Below are 20,321 nucleotides of genomic sequence, written 5' to 3' on the forward strand. Positions count from 1 at the left end.
GGCGCGCGTGTCCGTTCGTGACGGGCGCGCCTATCGCCCCGCCGCCGCTTCGCCCGCCCGCACGAGCCGGGCGGGCACTGCGCCGCGCAGCGCGTTCGTCAGCATCAGCGCGTCGGCGCGCAGCACGTCGCCGAGCGTCATCACGCGCTCGGACGCCTGCCATGCCGGATCGTCGAGCAGCGCGCCGCGCATCACGCCCGGCAGCACGCCCGACGACAGCGGCGGCGTGAACCAGCGCCCGTCCAGCTTCACGAACACGTTCGTGCGCCCGCCTTCCGTCAATTCGCCGCGCTCGTTGAAGAACAGCATGTCGAACGCGCCGCGCGCCTGCGCGTCCTTCCACGCGCGATCGTAATCGGCGCGGCGCGTCGTCTTGTGCGCGAGCAGGAAATCGCCCGAGCGCATCGGCGCGAAACCGTGCTCGGGCGCGAGCAGCACGGCAAGCGCATCGCTCGCGAGCGGCGCGAGCGGCGCGGCCGCGATTTCGAGCGCGCCGTCCTTCGCAAGCGCGACGCGAAGGCGATGCTCGCCGTCGGCGAGCTGCGCGCAGCGCGCGTCGATGCGCAGCTTCGCAGCCGGCTCGTCGAACGCGAAGCCGAGCGCGTCGGCGCTCGAACGCAACCGCGCAAAATGGCGATCGAGATGACGCACGCCGGCGGTGCGCGTCGCGTGCATCGTCTCGAACAACTGGAAGCCGGGATCGGCATCGGTCAGGAAACGTGCCTTCAATTCGCACTCCGCGTATTCGTCGGCGGCGACGCTGTCGAGCACGATCCCCGCGCCGACGCCCATCGTGCCCCGCCTGTCGCCGTCGGCCGAAGGCGCGCCGAGCGTCAGCGTGCGGATCGCGACCGACAGGCGAAAGTCGCCGCACGCGTTGGCCGGGCCCGCGCTCACCGTGCGGACGCGCTTCGATGCGTGCTCCGGCGCATGTTCCGATGCGGCTTCGCCCGCGCGGGCGTCGTCCGCGCCGCCGTCCGAACGCGCATCGAGCCAGCCGATCGCGCCCGTGTAGAGCCCGCGCGGCGTCGTCTCGATCGCGTCGATCAATTGCATCGTCTTGTGCTTCGGCGCGCCCGTGATCGAGCCGCACGGGAAGAGCGCGCGCAGCACGTCGGCGAACGTCGCGCCTTCGACGATGCCCGCCTCGACTGTCGACGTCATCTGCCACACCGACGCATACGGCTCGACCGAGAACAGCGCCGGCACCGTCACCGAGCCGGTGCGCGCGATGCGCGCGAGGTCGTTGCGCAGCAGATCGACGATCATCACGTTCTCGGCGCGGTTCTTCGCATCGTTCGCGAGAAACCGGGCGGCGGCCGCGTCTTCGCGCGGATCGTCCGAGCGAGGCGCGGTGCCCTTCATCGGCCGGGCGCGCAGCAGCGCGCCCGACTTCTCGACGAACAGCTCGGGCGAACACGACACGACCCACGCGTCGCCCGGCAGCGCGATCAGCGCGCCGTAGCGCACCGGCTGGCGCGCGCGCAGGCGACGGTACAGCGCGAGCGGCGCGCCGAACGCGTCGAAGTGCAGCCGGTACGTGTAGTTGATCTGATACGAATCGCCCGCGCGCAGCGCGTCGTGCACGGCGGCGATCGCCGCGTCGAACGCATCGCGCGCGATGCTCTTCGTCACGTGCGCGACGCCCGCCGGCGACGGCTCGGCCAGGCCGCCGTCGCGCGCAGCGAGCCACGCGTCGACTTCGTCGCGCGACAGCTTCGCGCATTCGGAGAACAGCAGAAAACGCAGCGCGCCGCCGCCGCCGTGCGTGCCGAGCTGCAAGTCGCGCCCGAATTCGTAATCGCCGAGCACGACCGCATGCAGCCCGCGCCGCGCATCGTCCGCGACGGCCGCGCACACCGCGTCGAGCCCGGCCGGCCCGGCGCAGACGCGCTCGTGCGAGAAGCCCAAATACAAACGACTCGACCGCGCCGCCGCGGTCGAGTCGCAATCGTCGAAGAGCGCGAAAATCGCGCCCGTTTCGTCAGTCATCCTGCATCACCTGCGCGCTGCCGCCGTTGCGTCACTCGAAGAAGCTCTTCACCCGATCGAACCAGCTCTTGCTCTGCGGGCTGTGACGCGGGCCGCCTTCCGCGAGCGATTTCTCGAACTGCTTGAGCAAATCGCGCTGCTGCTCGGTGAGCTTCACGGGCGTCTCGACCTGCACGTGCACGTACAGATCGCCTGCGATGCTCGAGCGCAGCCCCTTGACGCCCTTGCCGCGCAAACGGAACGTCTTGCCCGACTGCGTGCCTTCCGCCACCGTGAACGATGCGCGGCCGGCGAGCGTCGGCACTTCGATCTCGCCGCCCAGCGCGGCCGTCGTGAACGGAATCGGCATCTGGCAGTGCAGATCGTCGCCGTCGCGCTCGAACACCGGGTGCGGCTTGATGTGGATCTCGACGTACAGGTCGCCGGACGGCCCGCCGTTGATGCCCGGCTCGCCGTTGCCGGCCGAGCGGATTCGCATGCCGTCGTCGATGCCCGCCGGAATCTTCACTTCGAGCGTCTTGGTTTCCTTCACCTTGCCCGAGCCGTGGCAGTGCGCGCACGGCTCCGGGATGTAGGTGCCGGTGCCGTGGCACTTCGGGCAGGTCTGCTGGATGCTGAAGAAGCCCTGGGACATCCGCACCGTGCCCTGGCCGTGACAGGTCGGGCAGGTTTCCGGCTTCGTGCCCGGCTTCGCGCCCGAGCCGTGACAGACGCCGCACGACGCCCAGCTCGGCACGCGGATCTGCGTGTCGTAGCCGTGCGCCGCCTGCTCGAGCGTGATCTCCATGCTGTAGCGCAGGTCCGCGCCGCGATACACCTGCGGGCCGCCGCGCCCGCGGCCGCCGCCCGCCGCCGCCTGGCCGAAAATGTCGCCGAAGATGTCGCCGAACGCATCGGCGAAGCCGCCGAAGCCTTGCGCGCCGGCCGCCCCCATGTTCGGATCGACGCCCGCGTGGCCGTACTGGTCGTAAGCCGCACGCTTCTGGCTATCCGACAGCATTTCATAGGCTTCCTTCGCTTCCTTGAAATGCTCTTCCGCATTCTTGCTGTCCGGATTGCGGTCGGGGTGGTACTTCATCGCGAGCTTGCGATATGCCTTCTTGATTTCGTCGTCGCTCGCGATCTTCGCGACGCCCAGAACCTCGTAGTAATCCCGTTTCGCCATATCGTTTCAATGCCGCCGCGCGAAGCGCGCGCAACGGCTCCTCTCGCTTCCATTAAGTCTTGCGACTGGTTGAGCGCCGCGCCCGCCGGCCCGCAGAAGCCGGCCGGCGCGGCGCTCGCCATAAAACAAATGTGCCCGGAGAGCCGCGAGGCCCGCCAGGCGCAAGTATGATCCGCCAATTCGGCAGTGAAGAAACGGACCCGGAAAAACCGCGCCGCGCACCCCGATCGGGGGCGCCCGGCGCGGTCGACCGCGACCCGGCTTCAGTCCTTCTTCACTTCCTTGAAGTCGGCGTCGACGACGTCGTCCACCGTCTGCGCGCCGCCCTGCGCCGCACCGTCTGCCGCCGCACCGGCCGCGCCCGCGGCGCCTGCCTGCTGCGCCTGCATGTCGGCGTACATCTTCTCGCCGAGCTTCTGCGACGACGTCGCGACCGCTTCGATCTTCGCGTCGATCGCCGCCTTGTCGCTCGACGCGTTCTTCAGCACGTCCTCGAGTTCCTTGAGCGCCGCTTCGATCTTCTCCTTCTCGCCCGCCTCCAGCTTGTCGCCGTACTCGGTGAGCGCCTTCTTCGTGCTGTGCACGAGCGCGTCGCCCTGGTTGCGGGATTCGGCGAGCTCGCGCAGCTTGTGGTCTTCCGCCGCGTTCGCTTCCGCGTCCTTCACCATCTTCTCGATCTCGGCTTCGGACAGGCCCGAGTTCGCCTTGATCGTGATCTTGTTTTCCTTGCCGGTCGCCTTGTCCTTCGCGCCGACGTGCAGGATGCCGTTCGCGTCGATGTCGAAGGTCACTTCGATCTGCGGCACGCCGCGCGGCGCGGGCGGGATGCCTTCGAGGTTGAACTCGCCGAGCAGCTTGTTGCCCGCCGCCATCTCGCGTTCGCCCTGGAACACCTTGATCGTCACGGCGCCCTGGTTGTCGTCCGCCGTCGAATACACCTGCGAGTGCTTCGTCGGGATCGTCGTGTTCTTGTTGATCATCTTCGTCATCACGCCGCCCAGCGTCTCGATGCCGAGCGACAGCGGGGTCACGTCGAGCAGCAGCACGTCCTTGCGGTCGCCCGAGAGCACCTGGCCCTGGATCGCCGCGCCGACGGCGACGGCTTCGTCCGGGTTCACGTCGCGGCGCGGCTCCTTGCCGAAGAACTCCTTCACCTTCTCCTGGACCTTCGGCATGCGCGTCTGGCCGCCGACGAGAATCACGTCGTCGATGTCCGACACCTTGACGCCCGCGTCCTTGATCGCGATGCGGCACGGCTCGATCGTGCGCTCGACGAGCTCCTCGACGAGCGCCTCGAGCTTCGCGCGCGTGACCTTCAGGTTCAGGTGCTTCGGGCCCGACGCGTCGGCCGTGATGTACGGCAGGTTGATTTCGGTCTGCTGGCTCGACGAAAGCTCGATCTTCGCCTTTTCGGCGGCTTCCTTCAGGCGCTGCAGCGCGAGCACGTCCTTCGAGAGGTCGACGCCCTGCTCCTTCTTGAACTCGCCGATGATGTAATCGATGATGCGCTGGTCGAAGTCCTCGCCGCCGAGGAACGTGTCGCCGTTCGTCGACAGCACTTCGAACTGCATCTCGCCGTCGACATCCGCGATCTCGATGATCGACACGTCGAACGTGCCGCCGCCGAGGTCATACACGGCGATCTTGCGGTCGCCCTTCTCGGCCTTGTCGAGGCCGAACGCGAGCGCGGCGGCCGTCGGCTCGTTGATGATCCGCTTGACTTCGAGGCCGGCGATGCGGCCCGCGTCCTTCGTCGCCTGGCGCTGGCTGTCGTTGAAGTACGCCGGCACCGTGATCACGGCTTCCGTGACCGGCTCGCCGAGGTAATCCTCAGCGGTTTTCTTCATCTTGCGCAGCACTTCGGCCGACACTTGCGGCGGCGCGAGCTTCTCGCCGTGGGCTTGGACCCATGCGTCGCCGTTATCCGCCTTGATGATCGAGTACGGCATCAGGCCGATGTCCTTCTGCACTTCCTTCTCTTCGAAGCGGCGGCCGATCAGGCGCTTGACCGCGAAGAGCGTGTTCTTCGGGTTCGTCACCGATTGACGCTTGGCAGGCGCGCCGACGAGCACTTCGTTGTCGTCCATGTACGCGATGATCGACGGCGTCGTGCGTGCGCCTTCCGAGTTCTCGATGACCTTGACCTGGTTGCCTTCCATGATCGCAACGCACGAGTTCGTGGTGCCGAGGTCAATACCGATGATCTTTCCCATTTTTTCCTAATCTCCAGAAATCCTTGTTCGCTGCGGCATCGGCGGGTGGCTGCCCGCCTGGCCGCGCCAGATTCGACTCTGCACTCGAAATGAGTGCGGCCGCATCGTTTTCAAGACCCTGAAAGCGATGCGGCCATTAAATTTTTTCAATCGGCCGGGCGGCCCGCTTCGTCCACAGCCGCGCGCGAGCGCGAGCCCGGCGTCGAGGTTCGCGGCGTCCAGCTCCTGCATGTCGAACGCCGCGAACGCGGCCGCGTCGACGCCCGTGCCCGCTATCGCCGCCGCCCCTTACTTCGGCTGCGAGACCGTCACAAGCGCCGGGCGCAGCACGCGGTCGGCGATCGTGTAGCCCTTCTGCAATACGGCGACGACCGTGTTCGGCTCCTGGTCGGCCGGCACCATCGAGATCGCCTGGTGCAGGTGCGGATCGAACTTCTCGCCGACCGGATTGAGCGCCGCGACGCGGCCCTTCTCGAGCGCGCTCGTCAATTGGCGCAGCGTCAGCTCGACGCCCTCGCGGACCTTCGCGAGATCGCCGGACGTGTCGCCCACCGCCGCCTCGAGGCTGTCGAGCACGGGCAGCAGGTGTTCGGCGAAATTCTCGATCGCGAACTTGTGCGCCTTCGCGACGTCTTCCTGCGCGCGACGGCGCACGTTCTCGGTTTCCGCCTTCGCGCGCAGGAAGCTCTCCTGCAGCTCGGCGATCTTGGCTTGAGCCTCGGCGAGCGCGGCTTCGGCAGCCGGCGCCGCGTTTTCCGCGGCCTGCGCCTCGCGACCGGTTTCCTCAGTCGTTTGGTCAGTCGGGTTCTCTTGCGTGTTTTCCATATCGCTAGAAAGTCGATTTAGAGGTTAAAGCCAAAACGGCAGCCGGTTTCGCGCCTGTTCGCGCAAACGGCCGGCGCCGCACAATATCGGTGCAAATGGGGCCTCGGGCAGTGATTTCAAGAGGGGATTCCGGCGCCGCCGCGCCCCTGCCGGCGGCGTCGCGCCGCGATGCGGTGCACGGCGGGCGACAAGCCCGGATTCGGGCCGAAACGGCCTGTAACAACCCTTACCGACCGTTCGCTGGATCGCAACAGTCCACTGAACTACACTTGCGACAAGCGCGTCGGGAACCGCGTATACCCTGCCCCGACAGCGCCCGACACCGGACCCAAGGCCCTTTCACCCGTCTTCTCGAGGGGGAGTACCGTGAAACTGACCTTCGCTATTTCGGCAGTCGCGCTGGTACTCATCGCCGGCACGACAACCATCTGCCTATCTGGCGCCGTCACCGAACGCACGACGGAATACGGCGGCGCTCGCGCGACGTTCGATCAACTGTTCAGCCCCCATTCGAAAATCTGTCGATGATCCGGCGGTCCCGCTTCGTCGGCCGCCCGTGCAGTTCGGCCGACGGCTCCCGGAAATGCCGGCGCCGCTCGAGCTCGGCAACGCGCTTCGCCCGCCCCGCTTCCGTCTCCGCGTAGAGCGTCTGCGCGACGCTCGCCGGCCCGCGCACGTCGCACACGCCGAGCACGTCGACTTCCCAGACGACATGCTCGATCGTCACGTCGACCCGGTCGCCGACGCGCACTTCCTTCGCCGGCTTGACGGCCGCGCCGCCGATCTTCACCCGCTCTTTCTCGACGGCGTCGGCCGCGAGCGAGCGGGTCTTGAAAAAGCGCGCGGCCCAGAGCCACTTGTCGATGCGCAGCCGCGCGCCGGGTGCAGTCGAAATCTTGAAATTCATGGCAATCAGGTCACGGCTTCCGGCGCCGTCGCGACGCGCACCGGCCAGCCTTGCAGGTTTTCGGCGGCGATCTCGCCGAGCGCCGCGATCCACGCGGGCGACGCGTTCAGGCACGGAATCCGGTGGAACTCCTTGCCGCCGCCGTGCAGGAACTCGTCGCGCCCCTCGATTCCGATCTCCTCGATCGTCTCGAGGCAGTCGGCGGTGAAGCCGGGGCAGAACACGTCCGCGCGCCGCACGCCCGCCGTGCCGAGCTCCTTGAGGGTCGGCGCCGTATAAGGCTGCAGCCACTCGGCCTTGCCGAAGCGCGACTGGAACGTGACCCGGCACTCGAACGTCGTCAGGCCGAGCGCGGACATCAAGAGCGCGGCCGTCTGCTGGCATTGATCGTGGTAAGGATCGCCGAGATCGAGCGTGCGCTTCGGCACGCCGTGAAAGCTCAGCACGAGCTTGTCGCCCGACTCGAATGCCGGCCGGCCGTGCGCCGCCCAATACTGGCGGACCTGCTCGGCGAGCGCGTGGACATAGGCCGGGTGATCCGCGTAGTGGCGCACCGTGCGCACCTCCGGCTGGTTGCGCATCCGGCCGAGCGCGGCGAACGCCGCATCGAACGCGGTGGCCGTGGTCGACGACGAATATTGCGGGTACATCGGCAGCAGCAGCACGCGCTCGGCGCCCGCGCGCTTCAGTTGCGCGAGCATGTCGGCGATGCTCGGCGTGCCGTAGCGCATCGCGTAGTCGACGATCACCCGGTAGCCGTTCGCCGCGAACAGCGGCTTCACGCTCTCGACCTGGCGCTCCGTATGGACGCGCAGCGGCGAGCCCTCGGGCAGCCAGACGGCCGCGTACTTCTTCGCGGACGCGCGGCTGCGCAGCGGCAGGATCAGCGTGCGCAGGATCAACTGCCAGACGAACTGCGGGATCTCGACGACGCGCGGGTCGGACAGGAACTGCGCAAGATAGCGGCGCACCGCGCGCGGCGTCGGCTCGTCGGGCGTGCCGAGATTGACGAGCAGCACGGCGACGCGGTGGGCGGCCGACGCGTGCGACGGCGGTTCGAGGTCAAAACGCATGGAAAGAGCGTGCCGGGGCACCGAATCGAACGTCACTCATTATAGCGGGGCGGCCCGGCGCCACCAGTCGGCCGTCCGGCCGATTGCGCGGCGCCCGGTGGAGCGGCACGATGCCGATGACGGATTCGAGCGGGAAAAAACGGCGTCCGACGCCGCAAAAGCGTGAAGAAAAGTATGAAGAAACGGCGATGAAAGGCGGACGGAACCGGTTACTGCTGACTGAGCGTCAACGACAGGAGGCGCGCGGTGATGTCGACGATCGGAATCACGCGGTTGTACGCCATCCGCGTCGGGCCGATCACGCCGAGCGTGCCGACGATCTGGCCGTTGACCTCGTACGGCGCGGTCACGACGCTCATCTCGTCGATCGGCACGAGCGTCGATTCGCCGCCGATGAAGATCTGCACGCCTTGCGCGTGGCTCGACACGTCGAGCAGTTGCAGCAGGCTCGTCTTCTGGTCGAACACGTCGAACAGCTTGCGCAGGCGCGCCATGTCGGACGACAGATCCGCCACTTCGAGCAGGTTGCGCTCGCCGGAGATCAGCACGGTCTCCTCGTCGTCGGGCTCCTCGGTGCTCGCCGTGACGGCCGCGTGCATCAGCGCCGTCATGTCGCCGCGCAGTTGGTCGATTTCCTCGCGCAGCCGGCGGCGCACCTCGTCGAACGACAGGCCGGCGAAGTGCGCGTTGATGTAGTTCGACGCCTCGGTGAGCTGCGCGGGCGAGTAGTCGCGCTGCGTCGCGATCATGCGGTTCTGCACGTCGCCTTCGGGCGTCACGATGATGAGGAGGATTCGCTTGTCGGACAGGCGCAGGAACTCGATCTGCTTGAACACGTGGCTGCGGCGCGGCGTCAGCACGACGCCCGCGAACTGCGACAGGTTCGACAGCACGCTCGCCGCGGCCGCGACGACCTTCTGCTGCGGCTCGCCCGCCTGCAGCGTGGTCTGCACGAGCCGCGTGACGGCGTCGGAATCGATCGGCGACTCGACGGTCAGCATCGTGTCGACGAACAGGCGATAGCCGCGTGGCGTCGGCACCCGCCCCGCCGACGTGTGGGGGCTCGACACGAGGCCGAGCTCCTCCAGGTCGGACATCACGTTGCGGATCGTCGCCGGGCTCAGCTCGAGCCCGGAATAACGGGACAACGTGCGCGATCCGACCGGCTGACCGTCGGCGATATACCGCTCGATCAGCGTCTTGAGGAGGGTTCGTGCGCGTGGATCTAACATGATGGAAAATTTTAGCGCAACCGGGCGGCCCCCGCGAGCGCCGCTTGCGCGCCGCGCCGCCCCGCGCCTGTTTTGCCGGCCGGCCGCCGGCGGGCGGTTCTTTTCGTCATCGAGCTATGGTGTAATGCCGGCATGAAAATCGGCCACCAATTCCATACCGTCGCGCTCGTCGGGCGCAGCAACACGCCCGGCATCGCCGAGCCGCTCGCATCGCTCGCCGCGTGCATCGCGAAGCGCGGCTTCGAAGTCGTGTTCGAGGCGGATACCGCGCAGGCGATCGGCAGCGCCGGCTATCCCGCGCTCACGCCCGCGGAGATCGGCGCGCGCACCGACGTCGCGGTCGTGCTGGGCGGCGACGGCACGATGCTCGGCATCGGCCGCCAGCTTGCGCCGTACAGGACGCCGCTCATCGGCATCAACCACGGCCGGCTCGGCTTCATCACCGACATCCCGGCATCCGACATGCGGGAAGTCGTGCCGATGATGCTCGCGGGCAGCTACGAGCGCGAGGAGCGCACGCTGCTGGAGGCGCGGATCGTGCGCAACGGCGAGCCGATCTACCACGCGCTCGCGTTCAACGACGTCGTCGTGAACCGCAGCGGCTTCTCCGGGATGGCCGAGCTGCGCGTGTCGGTCGACGGCCGCTTCATGTACAACCAGCGCTCGGACGGCCTCATCGTCGCGACGCCGACGGGCTCGACCGCGTACGCGCTGTCCTCGCAGGGGCCGATCCTGCACCCGCAGTTGCAAGGCATCGTGCTCGTGCCGATCGCGCCGCACGCGCTGTCGAACCGGCCGATCGTGCTGCCGGACGATTCGAAGATCGCGATCCAGATCATCGGCGGGCGCGACGTCAACGTGAACTTCGACATGCAGTCGTTCACCGCGCTCGAGCTGAACGACACGATCGAGGTGCGCCGCTCGAAGCACACGGTGCCGTTCCTGCACCCGGTCGGCTACAGCTATTACGCGACGCTGCGCAAGAAGCTGCACTGGAACGAACACCCGTCGAGCGAAGAAGACGACGACGCATAAGCCCTGACGCCCCCTTCCGACCGACACCCATGCTCCGCCACCTCTCGATCCGCGATTTCGTCATCGTCGCCGCGCTCGATCTCGAATTCGACAGCGGTTTCACCGTTTTCTCAGGCGAAACGGGCGCCGGCAAATCGATCCTGATCGATGCGCTCGCGCTCGCGCTCGGCGAGCGCGCCGACGCGAGCGTCGTGCGCACCGGCAGCAGCCGGGCCGACATCAGCGCCGAATTCACGCCGCACGACCGCGTCGCGCGCTGGCTCGACGAGCACGCGTTCGACGCCGACGACACGGTGATGCTGCGGCGCGTCATCGATGCGAGCGGCCGCTCGCGCGCCTTCATCAACGGCACGAGCGCGACGCTCGCGCAACTGCGCGAAGTGGGCGAGATGCTCGTCGACATCCACGGCCAGCACGCGCACCAACTGCTGATGCGCGCGGACGCGCAGCGCGAGCTGTTCGACACGCACGCGGGGCTCGCGGCCGACGCGGCCGCCGTCGCGCGCGGCCATCGCGCATGGCGCGACGCGACGCACGCGATCGAGGCCGCGCAGGCGCACGAGCGCGAGCGCCAGCTCGAACGCGAAAAGCTCGCGTGGCAGCTCGCCGAGCTCGACAAGCTCGCGCCGCAGCCGGGCGAATGGGACGAGATCGGCGCCGAGCACAAGCGGCTCACGCATTCGGCGAACCTGATCGACGGCGTGCAGGGCGCACTCGGCGCGATCTCCGAATCCGACGACGCGATGCTCACGCAGTTGGGCGCGATCGTGTCGAAGTTGAGGAGCCTCGCCGAATACGACCCCGCGCTCAATGACGCGCTCGCGTCGCTCGAGCCGGCCGAGATCCAGTTGCAGGAGGCGTCGTACTCGCTGTCGCACTACGCGCAGCGGCTCGACCTCGATCCGGACCGGCTCGCGCAGGTCGAGACGCGGCTCGACGCGCTGCATTCGACCGCGCGCAAGTTCCGGCTGCCGCCCGAAACGCTGCACGACGAGCACGAGGCGCGCCGCGCGCAGCTCGCCGAGCTCGACGCCGCCGCCGACCTGAGCGCGCTGCAGGCGATCGCCGACCATGCGAGGCAAGCGTATCTCGCCGACGCGCGGAAGCTGTCGAAGGCGCGCGCGCAGGCCGCGAAGGCGCTCGGCGCGGCGGTGACGACAGGCATGCAGGAATTGTCGATGGCGGGCGGCAGCTTCGAAGTCGCGCTCGTGCCGCTCGCCGACGGCGGCGCGCACGGGCTCGAGCAGATCGAGTTCCGCGTCGCGGGCCATGCGGGCGTGCCGCTGCGGCCGCTCGCGAAGGTCGCGTCGGGCGGCGAGCTCGCGCGGATCAGCCTGGCGCTCGCGGTGATCGCGAGCGCGGCGAGCCCGACGCCGACGCTCATCTTCGACGAAGTCGACACGGGCATCGGCGGCGGCGTGGCCGAGGTGGTGGGGCGGCTGCTGCATCAGCTCGGGCAGATGCGGCAGGTGCTGTGCGTCACGCATCTGCCGCAGGTCGCCGCGCGCGGCGATCATCACTTCCAGGTCGCGAAGGGCGAGGACGGCGAAGGCGGCACCGTGTCGACGGTCGTGCCGCTCGATCGCGCGAGCCGGATCGAGGAAGTCGCGCGGATGCTGGGCGGCCTCGAGATCACCGCGACGACGCGCAAGCACGCGAAGGAAATGCTGACCGCGTGACGCGGCGCGCGCTCGCCGGGCGCAACGGATCGACTCCGCGCGGTTCCCGCTGCGGTCCCTGCTTCGGCTCCCGCCGCTTCCCGCTACGCGCCGAACACGCGCGCCCACAGCGCGGCCACGGCCTGCCGCTCGGCCGCGACCCGCCCGGGCTCGACGCGCGCCTTTTCCATCCCGTCGAGGCGCAGCCGGTGCTGGAGCTTCCGGTAGGTCCGGTACGCGGCGCCGACCGTCTCCGCCTCCTCCCCGCTCATCAGCCCGAAGCGCGACACCTCGCGCAGCAGCGCGATGTTGCCGGTGTTGCGGATCATCTCCGGATGCTGCGCCGCGTGCAGCAGCACCCAGTACTGGACGACGAACTCGATGTCGACCATCCCGCCGCGGTCGTGCTTCAGGTCGAACAGCCCGGCCGTGTTCGGATGCCCGGCGAGCACCTTGCCGCGCATCTCGACAATCTCCTTCGCGAGCACCGCCGCATCGCGCGGCATCGTCAGCACCTGCACGCGGATCGCCTCGAACGCCGCGCCGATCCGCGCGTCGCCCGCGCTGTAGCGCGCGCGCGTGAGCGCCTGGTGCTCCCATACCCACGCGGTGTTCGCCGCGTCGCCCTCGCGCAACTGATAGCGGCGGAACGCGTCGAGATCGGTGACGAGCAGGCCCGCCTCGCCGTTCGGCCGCAGCCGCAGGTCGATGTCGAACAGCGTGCCCGCGCCCGTCGCGGTCGTGAGCCACGTGATCAGACGGCGCGCGAACGTCGTGTAGACGTCGGCCGCGCGCTCGTCCGGATCGTCGTACAGGAAGATCAGATCGAGATCGGACGCGTAGCCGAGCTCCTTGCCGCCCAGCTTGCCGTACGCGATCGCCGCGAAGCACGGCGTGTCGCGATGGCGCTTCGCGAGCTGCGACCAGACGACTTCGATCGTCACGTCGAGCATCGCGTCGGCGAGCTCCGACAGGCGGTCGCTCACGTGCTCGACCGACAGCCTGCCGGCCAGATCGAGCAGCAGGATCCGGAACACCTCGGCCTGATGCGCGTGGCGCAGCAGGTCCATCTGATGCTCGGCGCCGTCGGCGGCCGCGAGCCGCCTGCGCAGCGCGTCCTTGAACGCCGGCCAGTCGAACGGGCTGTCGATCGCCTCGTCGTCGAGCAGTTCGTCGAGCAGTTGCGGGTGGCGAATCAGGTAGCCGCCGCCCCAGCGCGTCGCGCCGAGCACCGACAGCACGCGCCGCAGCGCGGCCGGGTACTCGGTCAGGAGCGCGAGATACGCGCCGCGCCGGCCGACCGTCTCGAGCAGGTCGAAGCAGCGCACGACGGTCTCGTCGCGATGCGCGGCGTCGATGCCGGGCGCCGCCTCGAGCGCGCGCTGCGCGACCCGGTCGAACCGCACGCGGCTCGATTCCGGCAGCCCGGCGTAGCGCGACGAGCGCCGCACCGCCTGCAGCCGCGCGAGCACGACCGCCGGATCGGCGAAGCCGAGCGCCGCCAGGCGCGCGACGAGCGCGTCGTCGGCGCCGTCGTCGGCGAGCGCGCCGCTCCAGACGCAGCCCGGCGCGTGGTCGTCCGCGCGGCGCTCGCCGCTCCCCGCCTTGTCGGCGAACACCTGGTCGAACTGCGCCTCGACGAACGCGCGGTGCCGGTCGAGCGCCGCGATCAGCGCCGCGTAATCGGCGAAACCGAGCGACGCGGCGAGCGCCGCGCGCTCGGCCGGATCGACCGGCATCGCGTGCGTCTGCGCGTCGTTGCGGTATTGCAGCCGGTGCTCGAGCGTGCGCAGGAACAGATACGCGTCCGTCAGCCCCGCGCGCACCTCGTCGGCGATCAGCCCGCTCGCGCTCGCGTGGCTCAGCACCGCGAGCGTCGGCCGCACCCTGAAGCCCGCGTCCTGCCCGCCGCGAATCAACTGGAACACCTGCGCGCTGAACTCGATCTCGCGGATTCCGCCGCGGCCGAGCTTGATGTCGTCGGCCTTGTCGGGCCGCATCGTCGCGCGCCGCCGCGCCTCCTGGCGAATCTGCTCGTGCAGCGAGCGGATCGCGCCGATCACGCCGAAATCGAGATAGCGCCGGTAGACGAACGGCTTGACGATCGTGTCGAGCTGCTGCGCGAGGCGGTGCGCGGCGGCGCTCGCCCGCTCGGTCACGAGCCGGCCCTTGATCCATGCGTAGCGCTCCCATTCGCGCCCCTGCACGTAGAAATACTCCTCGAGCATCCCGAGGCTGCAGACGAGCGGGCCGGCATCGCCGTTCGGGCGCAGCCGCATGTCGACGCGGAACACGTAGCCGTCGGCCGTCACCTCGGACAGCACGCCGATCAGGCGCCGGCCGAGCCGCGTGAAGAACTCGTGCACGGAAATCGGCGCGCGGGCGCCGCCCGCCGTCTCGCCGTCGTCCTCGTAGACGAAGATCAGATCGATGTCCGACGACACGTTCAGCTCGCGGCCGCCGAGCTTGCCCATGCCGACCACGCCGAGCGCGAGCCGCTCGCCCGACGGGCCGCGCGGCTCGCCGTACTGCGCCTCGAGGTCCGCCGCGAGCAGCGCGAGCGCGCGCTGGATCGCCGCCTCGGCGAGGTCGGTCATCGTGCCGGTGACTTCGGCGACGTCCGCGCGCCCCGCCAGGTCGCGCTCGGCGACCGCGCCGAACGCCTCGCCGCGCAGTTGCCGCAGCGCCTTTTTCAGCGCGCCCTCGGACGGCGGACGGCCGCCTTCGGCGAGCAGTTCGTCGAGGCGCGCATCGAGCGCCGCGCGCGTGACAGGCGCGGCCGCCCACGCGGCGATGCGCTCGGCGAGCGCCGGCCGCGCCGCGGCCGCGCGCGCGAGATAGTGCGAATAGGACAGGGACAGCAGATCGGAGGCGTCGGTCATCGTCGAGCGCGCGTTGCGCGGTGAAAGGCCGCGGGCCGCCGCGCAGGCAGCGCGCGGAGCCGGCGCGCGGCCGGACGGCCCGCACGGACGGCGTCGCGAAAGCCGTCGGGGGGGACCCGTGTGATACATTTGAACGTCAGTCCGCAAAACTACCATATCGCCGCCCCTTCGCCGCATGTCCGACCGTCAGGATTCCGCCGCAACGACCGAAGCCGGACCTCCGCAGCACCATCACCCGGTCCTGCGTCGCGTGTTCAAGGGCGTGCTGGCGATCGCGATCGCCGCGTACTTTGTCGCGGCCGCCGCCTTCCTCGGGCTGCGCTACCTGCTGCTGCCCCGCATCGACGAGTACCGCCCGCGCATCGAGGCGTTCGTGTCGCAAAAGCTCCACGCCGAACTGCGGATCGGCCGGCTCGCGCCGCACTGGTCGGGCATGCAGCCGGGCGTCGACATCAGCGACCTGACGATCCGCGGCCGCGACGGCCGCGTCGCGCTGTCGGTTCCCCATGCGACGGCCGCGCTGTCGTGGCGCTCGCTCGCGCGCCTCGCGCCGACGCTGTCGAGTCTCGTCGTCGACGATCCCGATCTGCTGACCGAGCGCCATGCGGACGGGGCGCTGTTCGTCGCGGGCGTCGCGGTGCCGACGACGAAAACGGGCGCCGACGACACGTTCAGCGCATGGCTGCTCAAGCAGGAGGCGATCGTGCTGCGCGGCGGCACGCTGCGCTGGCGCGACGCGCAGCACGACGCGCCCGAGCTCGCGTTGAAAGGCATCCGGATCGCGGTGCTCAACGACGGGATCGTGCACCGGATCGCGCTGCAGGCGCCCGCGAACGGCACGCTGTTCCACGGCCCGCTCGACTTCCGCGCGCGCTTCGTCCACAAGGCGCTCGCGCCGATCGGCAAGCCGTCCAACTGGACGGGCGACGCGTATCTGTCGACGGGGCCCGTCGACCTGCCGACGCTCGCGCACTACGCGAACATCCGCCTCACCGCTTACGCGGGCCGGATCGACAACGCGATCTGGGCGCATTTCGGCGACGGCCATCTGTACCGCGCGGGCGGCGAGCTGCGCGGCTACGACGTCGCGCTGCGCGTGCGCCCGACGCAGCCGCGGCTCGACATCCCGGTCGCGCGCTTCGGCTGGGACCTCGCGATCGATCCGAAGCGCGACTACACGCTGCATCTGTCGCGGCTGCACGCGGAGCTCGGTCAGCCGCCGCTCGCGGACGGCACGCCGCTCTCTCGCGCGCTCGCGCTGCACACGCTCACCGCGCGCTACCGCGTGCCGAACGTCGACGAAGGCCAGTTGCTGAGCGTATCCGGCGACCGCGTCGATCTCGGCATCCTCGCCGAATTCATCCGCGGGCTGCCGCTGCCGGCGCGGCTGCGCAACGAGCTCGTGCGCTTCGATCCGCGCGGGCTCGTCGCGAACTACGCGATCGAGGTCGAGCGCGCGAAGCCGGCGAGCCCCGAGTTCGTCGACGAAGAGCGCGAAAGCGGCACCGCGCCCATCATCCGCTACCGCTTCCAGGGCGACCTGCAGGGGATCAGCTTCGAGGCGCAGGAGCCGCCGCCCGGGCTCTCGCCGCACGGCCACCCGCGCGCGGGGATTCCGGGCGTCGAGAATCTGTGGGGCCACGTCGATGCGGACGAAAAAGGCGGCGCGACGCGCTTCGACACGGTCGACGCGGCCGTCACCGTGCCCGGCGTGTTCGACGAGCCTCGCCTCGCGTTCGACAAGCTGCGCGGCCGCGCGAACTGGACCGTCACGCTCGCGCCCGGCGAGCGGCACGCGCGCGTCGACGTCGCGGTGCCCGAGTTCTACGTCGAGAACGCCGACGCGGCGATCGCGGTTGCGGGCAGCTACGCGAACCCCGGCCACGGCCGCGGCTCGCTCGACCTGAAGGCCGACTTCGCGCGCGCGGCCGTCGCGCGAATCCCCCGCTACCTGCCGACGAGCCTGTCCGATCACCTGCGCCTCTATCTCGGCCACGCGCTGCAGGCGGGCCAGGTGAAGAAAGGCGCGACGATCGTCGCGAAGGGCCCGCTCGAGACGTTCCCCTACGAGCACGATCCGAAGGCGGGCGTGTTCCACATCGTCGCGCCCTTCGCGGGCGGCACGTTCGAGCCGACGCCGCAGCCGCCGCGCACGCTCGCGAACGGCACGCCGAACGTGTGGCCCGCGCTCGACGGCATCGACGGCGTGTTCGAGCTCGAGCAGAACCGGCTGCGCTTCGACATCGACCGCGCGCGCTACAAGGGCGTCGCGCTCACGAAGGTGGCGGGGCGCATCGACGATCTCGGCAACCCGACGCATTCGCCGCTCGTGATCGAGGGCCGCGCGCACGGCCCGCTCGCCGACCTGCTCGACTACGCGAACCACAGCGCGGTCGCCGGGATGACGGGCCACATCGGCAACCTCGTGCGCGCGCAGGGGCCGGCGACGCTCGCGCTCAAGCTCACCATCCCGCAGCACGTCCCGCATCCGCACGTCGGCGTCGACGGCGCGCTCGGCTTCGCCGGCAACACGCTCGAGGCCGACGGCGTGCCGCCCGTCACGCGGCTGCGCGGCAACGTGCGGTTCACGCAGCACACGGCGAGCGTCGATCGGCTCACCGCGCGCTTTCTCGGCGGCGACGTGCGCGCGCGCGGCGCGCTGTCGGAGAACGGCCGCTACGCGTTCGACATCGACGGCCGGCTGTCGCTCGACGCCGCGCGCGGGCTGAACCTGCGCGGCGCGGCGGCCGCCGCGCTCGAGCGCGTCGTCGGCGACGCGCCGTACCGGCTCGCCGTGCGCGGCGCGAAGGGCGGCCTGCCCGACATCACCGCGAGCTCGGACCTCACGGGCGTCGCGCTCGACTTCCCCGCGCCGTTCGCGAAGCCGGCCGGCACGCCGATGCCGTTCAGCTTCGTGCTCGCGCCCGAGCCGCAGGCGAGCGGCAAGCCGCTCGAGCGCGCGGACCTGACGCTCGGCCCGCTCGCCGCGACCTACCTGCTCGACGTCGAGCGCGGGCAGCCGGTGCGCGCGGTGCGCGGCGCGATCGGCATGAACCGGATGCCCGACATGCCGCAGGAAGGCGTGAGCGCGGCGATCGACGTGCACGAACTCGACGCCGATGCGTGGCAGACGTTCGCGCAGGGCTTCGGCAAGTCGCCCACCGCGCGCGAGAAGCCGGCCGCGTCGCCCGTCGATCTCGCGAGCTTCGCGCCGAAGCGCTTCGCGCTGCACTTCGGCACGCTGAAGCTGCTCAAGCGCAACTGGGAGAACGTGATCGTCGGCGCATCGCACATCGACGACCTCTGGCAGGCGAACATCGCGTCGAACCAGGTGTCGGGCTACCTGTCGTGGGCGCCGGGCGGCGGCCCGACGGGCGCGGGCGTGCTGAGCGCGCGGCTCGCGAGGCTCGTGATTCCCGAGAGCGCCGAGCACGATCTCGTCGGCCGCGCGATCGATCTGCCGACGCCCACCCACCATGCGATGCCGGCGATCGATCTCGTCGTCGACCAGGTGGTCGCGCGCGGCCACGACATCGGCCGGCTCGAGGTCGACGCGCGCAACATCGACGAGAACGGCATCCCCGTCTGGCAGCTCGACAAGCTCGAGCTCGCGAACCCGGCCGCGAAGCTCACCGCGACCGCGAACTGGCGCACGTCGCGGCGCGCGCTCGCGCGCGGCGCCGAGGAGGACGACGCGCCGCGCCGCACGGTATTCGACTTCACGCTCGCGATCGGCGACGCGGGCGCCCTGCTCGATCGCGTCGGCCTGCCGCGCACGGTCGAGAGCGGGCGCGGCACGCTGTCGGGCAAGGTCGCGTGGCGCGGCGGCCCGACCGCGATCGACTATCCGACGCTGAACGGCCGCCTGTCGCTCGACCTCGCGCACGGCCAGATCCTGAAGGTCGACCCGGGCGCGGCGAAGCTGCTCGGCGTGCTGAGCCTGCAAGGCCTCGCGCGCTTCCTGACGCTCGATTTCCGCGACGTGATCGGCAAGGGGCTGCCGTTCGAGACGATCACGGGCACGGGCCGAATCGACAACGGCATCGCGCGCACGCAGGATTTCGAGATGAAGACCTCGCCCGCGAAGGTGACGGTGACGGGCTCGGTCGATCTCGCGCGCGAGACGCAGGAGCTGAACGCGCACATCGCGCCGAAGGTGAGCGCGAGCGCGGCCGCGATCGGCGCGGCGATCATCAATCCGTTCCTCGGCCTCGGCGTGCTCGCCGCGAATCTCGCGCTGTCGCAAACGCTCGCGCACGCGTTCGCGGTGGACTACGCGATCACCGGGTCGTGGGCGCATCCGCACATCGAGCGGGTCGGCGGCGATCGGGGTAAGATGGGCTTCGCGCCCGCGGCCGTCGAGCACTGACGCGGCCGCCGGGCCCGCACCCTTTTTTCGGCTACCCAACCCGTCATGACCGATCGCCATGCCTCAGCCTCGCCGTTCCGGGTCGCCGCGCTGCAGATGGTCAGCACGCCCGATCGCGAGCGCAATCTCGCCGAAGCCGGCCGGCTGATCGCCGACGCGGCGGGCGCGGGCGCGCGGCTCGTGCTGCTGCCCGAATACTTCTGCTTCATGGGCCACCAGGACACCGACAAGCTCGCGCTCGCGGAAGCCTACCAGGACGGCCCGATCCAGCGCTTTCTCGCCGGGCGCGCGAAGGCGCACGGCGTCTGGGTGATCGGCGGCACGCTGCCGCTCTCGGCGCCCGAGCCTTCGCGCGTGCTGAACACGACGCTCGTGTTCGATCCGCAGGGCCGCGAGGCCGCCCGCTACGACAAGATCCACCTGTTCAACTTCGAGAAGGACGACGAGTCGTTCGACGAGGCGCGCACGATCAGTCCGGGCGACGCGGTGCGCACGTTCGACGCGCCGTTCGGCCGGGTCGGGCTGTCGGTCTGCTACGATCTGCGCTTTCCGGAGCTGTATCGGCGAATGGGGGACTGCGCGATGATCGTCGTGCCGTCGGCGTTCACGTACACGACGGGCCGCGCGCACTGGGAGACGCTGTTGCGCGCCCGCGCGGTCGAGAACCAGTGCTACGTGCTCGCCGCCGCGCAAGGCGGCAAGCACGAGAACGGCCGCCGCACGTGGGGCCACAGCATGCTCGTCGACCCGTGGGGCGAGATCGTCGCGGTGCGCGACGAAGGCGCGGGCGTCGTCGCGGGCGAGATCGATCCCGCGCGGATCGCCGACGTGCGGCGGAGCCTGCCCGCGTGGCGGCACCGCGTGCTCGAATGAGCGCCCGGCCGCCTTCGCCCTTGAAAAACGGCCGCCGCGATCCATCCGGCCATCCGACCGGAAAAAAGAAAGCGCGTCCGACAACCGTTTCAGAAAT

Annotated in this window: 13 protein-coding genes and 1 pseudogene; 5 read left to right on the forward strand and 9 right to left on the reverse strand. The window is 69.9% G+C overall.

Annotated features, from left to right (window positions below; translation table 11 throughout):
* Positions 1-30: 30 nt before the first annotated feature.
* The 5 genes and pseudogenes from WT16_RS13790 to grpE form a co-directional block, all read right to left on the reverse strand.
* Positions 31-1,992 carry a bifunctional anthranilate synthase component I family protein/class IV aminotransferase gene (locus WT16_RS13790; RefSeq protein WP_063533533.1) on the reverse strand — a complete coding sequence of 654 codons (1,962 nt, stop codon included), beginning with the start codon at positions 1,990-1,992 and terminating at the stop codon, positions 31-33.
* Between the two features lie 31 nt (positions 1,993-2,023).
* Positions 2,024-3,157 carry a molecular chaperone DnaJ gene (gene dnaJ / locus WT16_RS13795; RefSeq protein ID WP_063533534.1) on the reverse strand — a complete coding sequence of 378 codons (1,134 nt, stop codon included), beginning with the start codon at positions 3,155-3,157 and terminating at the stop codon, positions 2,024-2,026.
* Positions 3,158-3,420: 263 nt separating this feature from the next.
* On the reverse strand, positions 3,421-5,370 hold the full coding sequence (gene dnaK / locus WT16_RS13800) for a molecular chaperone DnaK (protein WP_009913494.1): 1,950 nt from the start codon (positions 5,368-5,370) through the stop codon (positions 3,421-3,423).
* Between the two features lie 183 nt (positions 5,371-5,553).
* Positions 5,554-5,646: pseudogene (locus WT16_RS31205) on the reverse strand (thioredoxin); the annotation flags it as partial.
* A 12-nt stretch (positions 5,647-5,658) separates the two neighbouring features.
* Positions 5,659-6,195 (reverse strand): nucleotide exchange factor GrpE, encoded by a 537-nt coding sequence (gene grpE, locus WT16_RS13805; protein ID WP_006025364.1) that lies wholly within the window; start codon positions 6,193-6,195, stop codon positions 5,659-5,661.
* Positions 6,196-6,561: 366 nt separating this feature from the next.
* Between grpE and WT16_RS34425 the strand changes: the two genes are divergently transcribed.
* Entirely contained in the window at positions 6,562-6,723 is a 162-nt protein-coding gene (locus WT16_RS34425; protein ID WP_009913495.1) for a hypothetical protein, read from the forward strand.
* On the opposite strand, the gene WT16_RS13810 is transcribed toward WT16_RS34425, so the two are convergent.
* From WT16_RS13810 to hrcA, 3 genes are all read right to left on the reverse strand, one after another.
* Positions 6,695-7,102: an RNA-binding S4 domain-containing protein gene (locus tag WT16_RS13810; RefSeq protein ID WP_063533535.1), complete on the reverse strand. Its 408-nt coding sequence runs from the start codon at positions 7,100-7,102 to the stop codon at positions 6,695-6,697. The genes WT16_RS34425 and WT16_RS13810 overlap by 29 nt on opposite strands.
* Before the next feature lie 5 nt (positions 7,103-7,107).
* Positions 7,108-8,175 (reverse strand): ferrochelatase, encoded by a 1,068-nt coding sequence (hemH, locus tag WT16_RS13815; protein WP_006025362.1) that lies wholly within the window; start codon positions 8,173-8,175, stop codon positions 7,108-7,110.
* A 209-nt stretch (positions 8,176-8,384) separates the two neighbouring features.
* Complete coding sequence (hrcA, locus tag WT16_RS13820; protein WP_009913496.1) at positions 8,385-9,407, reverse strand: heat-inducible transcriptional repressor HrcA; 1,023 nt, start codon at positions 9,405-9,407, stop codon at positions 8,385-8,387.
* Between the two features lie 132 nt (positions 9,408-9,539).
* Between hrcA and WT16_RS13825 the strand changes: the two genes are divergently transcribed.
* Positions 9,540-10,442: an NAD kinase gene (locus WT16_RS13825; RefSeq protein WP_063533536.1), complete on the forward strand. Its 903-nt coding sequence runs from the start codon at positions 9,540-9,542 to the stop codon at positions 10,440-10,442.
* Positions 10,443-10,471: 29 nt separating this feature from the next.
* Positions 10,472-12,121, forward strand: a complete 1,650-nt coding sequence (gene recN / locus WT16_RS13830; protein ID WP_063533537.1) for a DNA repair protein RecN — start codon at positions 10,472-10,474, stop codon at positions 12,119-12,121.
* A gap of 83 nt (positions 12,122-12,204) precedes the next feature.
* Here recN and glnE read toward each other — a convergent pair whose 3' ends face one another.
* A complete protein-coding gene (glnE, locus tag WT16_RS13835; protein ID WP_063533538.1) occupies positions 12,205-14,982 on the reverse strand; it encodes a bifunctional [glutamate--ammonia ligase]-adenylyl-L-tyrosine phosphorylase/[glutamate--ammonia-ligase] adenylyltransferase in 2,778 nt (925 codons plus the stop codon).
* A gap of 175 nt (positions 14,983-15,157) precedes the next feature.
* Between glnE and WT16_RS13840 the strand changes: the two genes are divergently transcribed.
* Together WT16_RS13840 and WT16_RS13845 are read left to right on the forward strand one after the other, a co-directional pair.
* Entirely contained in the window at positions 15,158-19,351 is a 4,194-nt protein-coding gene (locus WT16_RS13840; protein WP_063533539.1) for an AsmA-like C-terminal region-containing protein, read from the forward strand.
* Positions 19,352-19,396: 45 nt separating this feature from the next.
* Positions 19,397-20,224: a carbon-nitrogen hydrolase family protein gene (locus WT16_RS13845; RefSeq protein ID WP_063533540.1), complete on the forward strand. Its 828-nt coding sequence runs from the start codon at positions 19,397-19,399 to the stop codon at positions 20,222-20,224.
* Positions 20,225-20,321: the final 97 nt, after the last annotated feature.

It is taken from the genome of Burkholderia sp. MSMB1589WGS, from assembly GCF_001636105.1.
In the GTDB taxonomy this organism is placed as follows: domain Bacteria; phylum Pseudomonadota; class Gammaproteobacteria; order Burkholderiales; family Burkholderiaceae; genus Burkholderia; species Burkholderia humptydooensis.

Excerpts from the sequence above, each read along its gene's own strand:
- WT16_RS13790 (WP_063533533.1), bottom strand. The coding sequence starts at position 1,992 with ATGACTGACGAAACGGGCGCGATTTTCGCGCTCTTCGACGATTGCGAC.
- dnaJ (WP_063533534.1), bottom strand. The coding sequence starts at position 3,157 with ATGGCGAAACGGGATTACTACGAGGTTCTGGGCGTCGCGAAGATCGCG.
- dnaK (WP_009913494.1), bottom strand. The coding sequence starts at position 5,370 with ATGGGAAAGATCATCGGTATTGACCTCGGCACCACGAACTCGTGCGTT.
- grpE (WP_006025364.1), bottom strand. The coding sequence starts at position 6,195 with ATGGAAAACACGCAAGAGAACCCGACTGACCAAACGACTGAGGAAACC.
- WT16_RS13810 (WP_063533535.1), bottom strand. The coding sequence starts at position 7,102 with ATGAATTTCAAGATTTCGACTGCACCCGGCGCGCGGCTGCGCATCGAC.
- hemH (WP_006025362.1), bottom strand. The coding sequence starts at position 8,175 with ATGCGTTTTGACCTCGAACCGCCGTCGCACGCGTCGGCCGCCCACCGC.
- hrcA (WP_009913496.1), bottom strand. The coding sequence starts at position 9,407 with ATGTTAGATCCACGCGCACGAACCCTCCTCAAGACGCTGATCGAGCGG.
- WT16_RS13825 (WP_063533536.1), top strand. The coding sequence starts at position 9,540 with ATGAAAATCGGCCACCAATTCCATACCGTCGCGCTCGTCGGGCGCAGC.
- recN (WP_063533537.1), top strand. The coding sequence starts at position 10,472 with ATGCTCCGCCACCTCTCGATCCGCGATTTCGTCATCGTCGCCGCGCTC.
- glnE (WP_063533538.1), bottom strand. The coding sequence starts at position 14,982 with ATGACCGACGCCTCCGATCTGCTGTCCCTGTCCTATTCGCACTATCTC.
- WT16_RS13840 (WP_063533539.1), top strand. The coding sequence starts at position 15,158 with ATGTCCGACCGTCAGGATTCCGCCGCAACGACCGAAGCCGGACCTCCG.
- WT16_RS13845 (WP_063533540.1), top strand. The coding sequence starts at position 19,397 with ATGACCGATCGCCATGCCTCAGCCTCGCCGTTCCGGGTCGCCGCGCTG.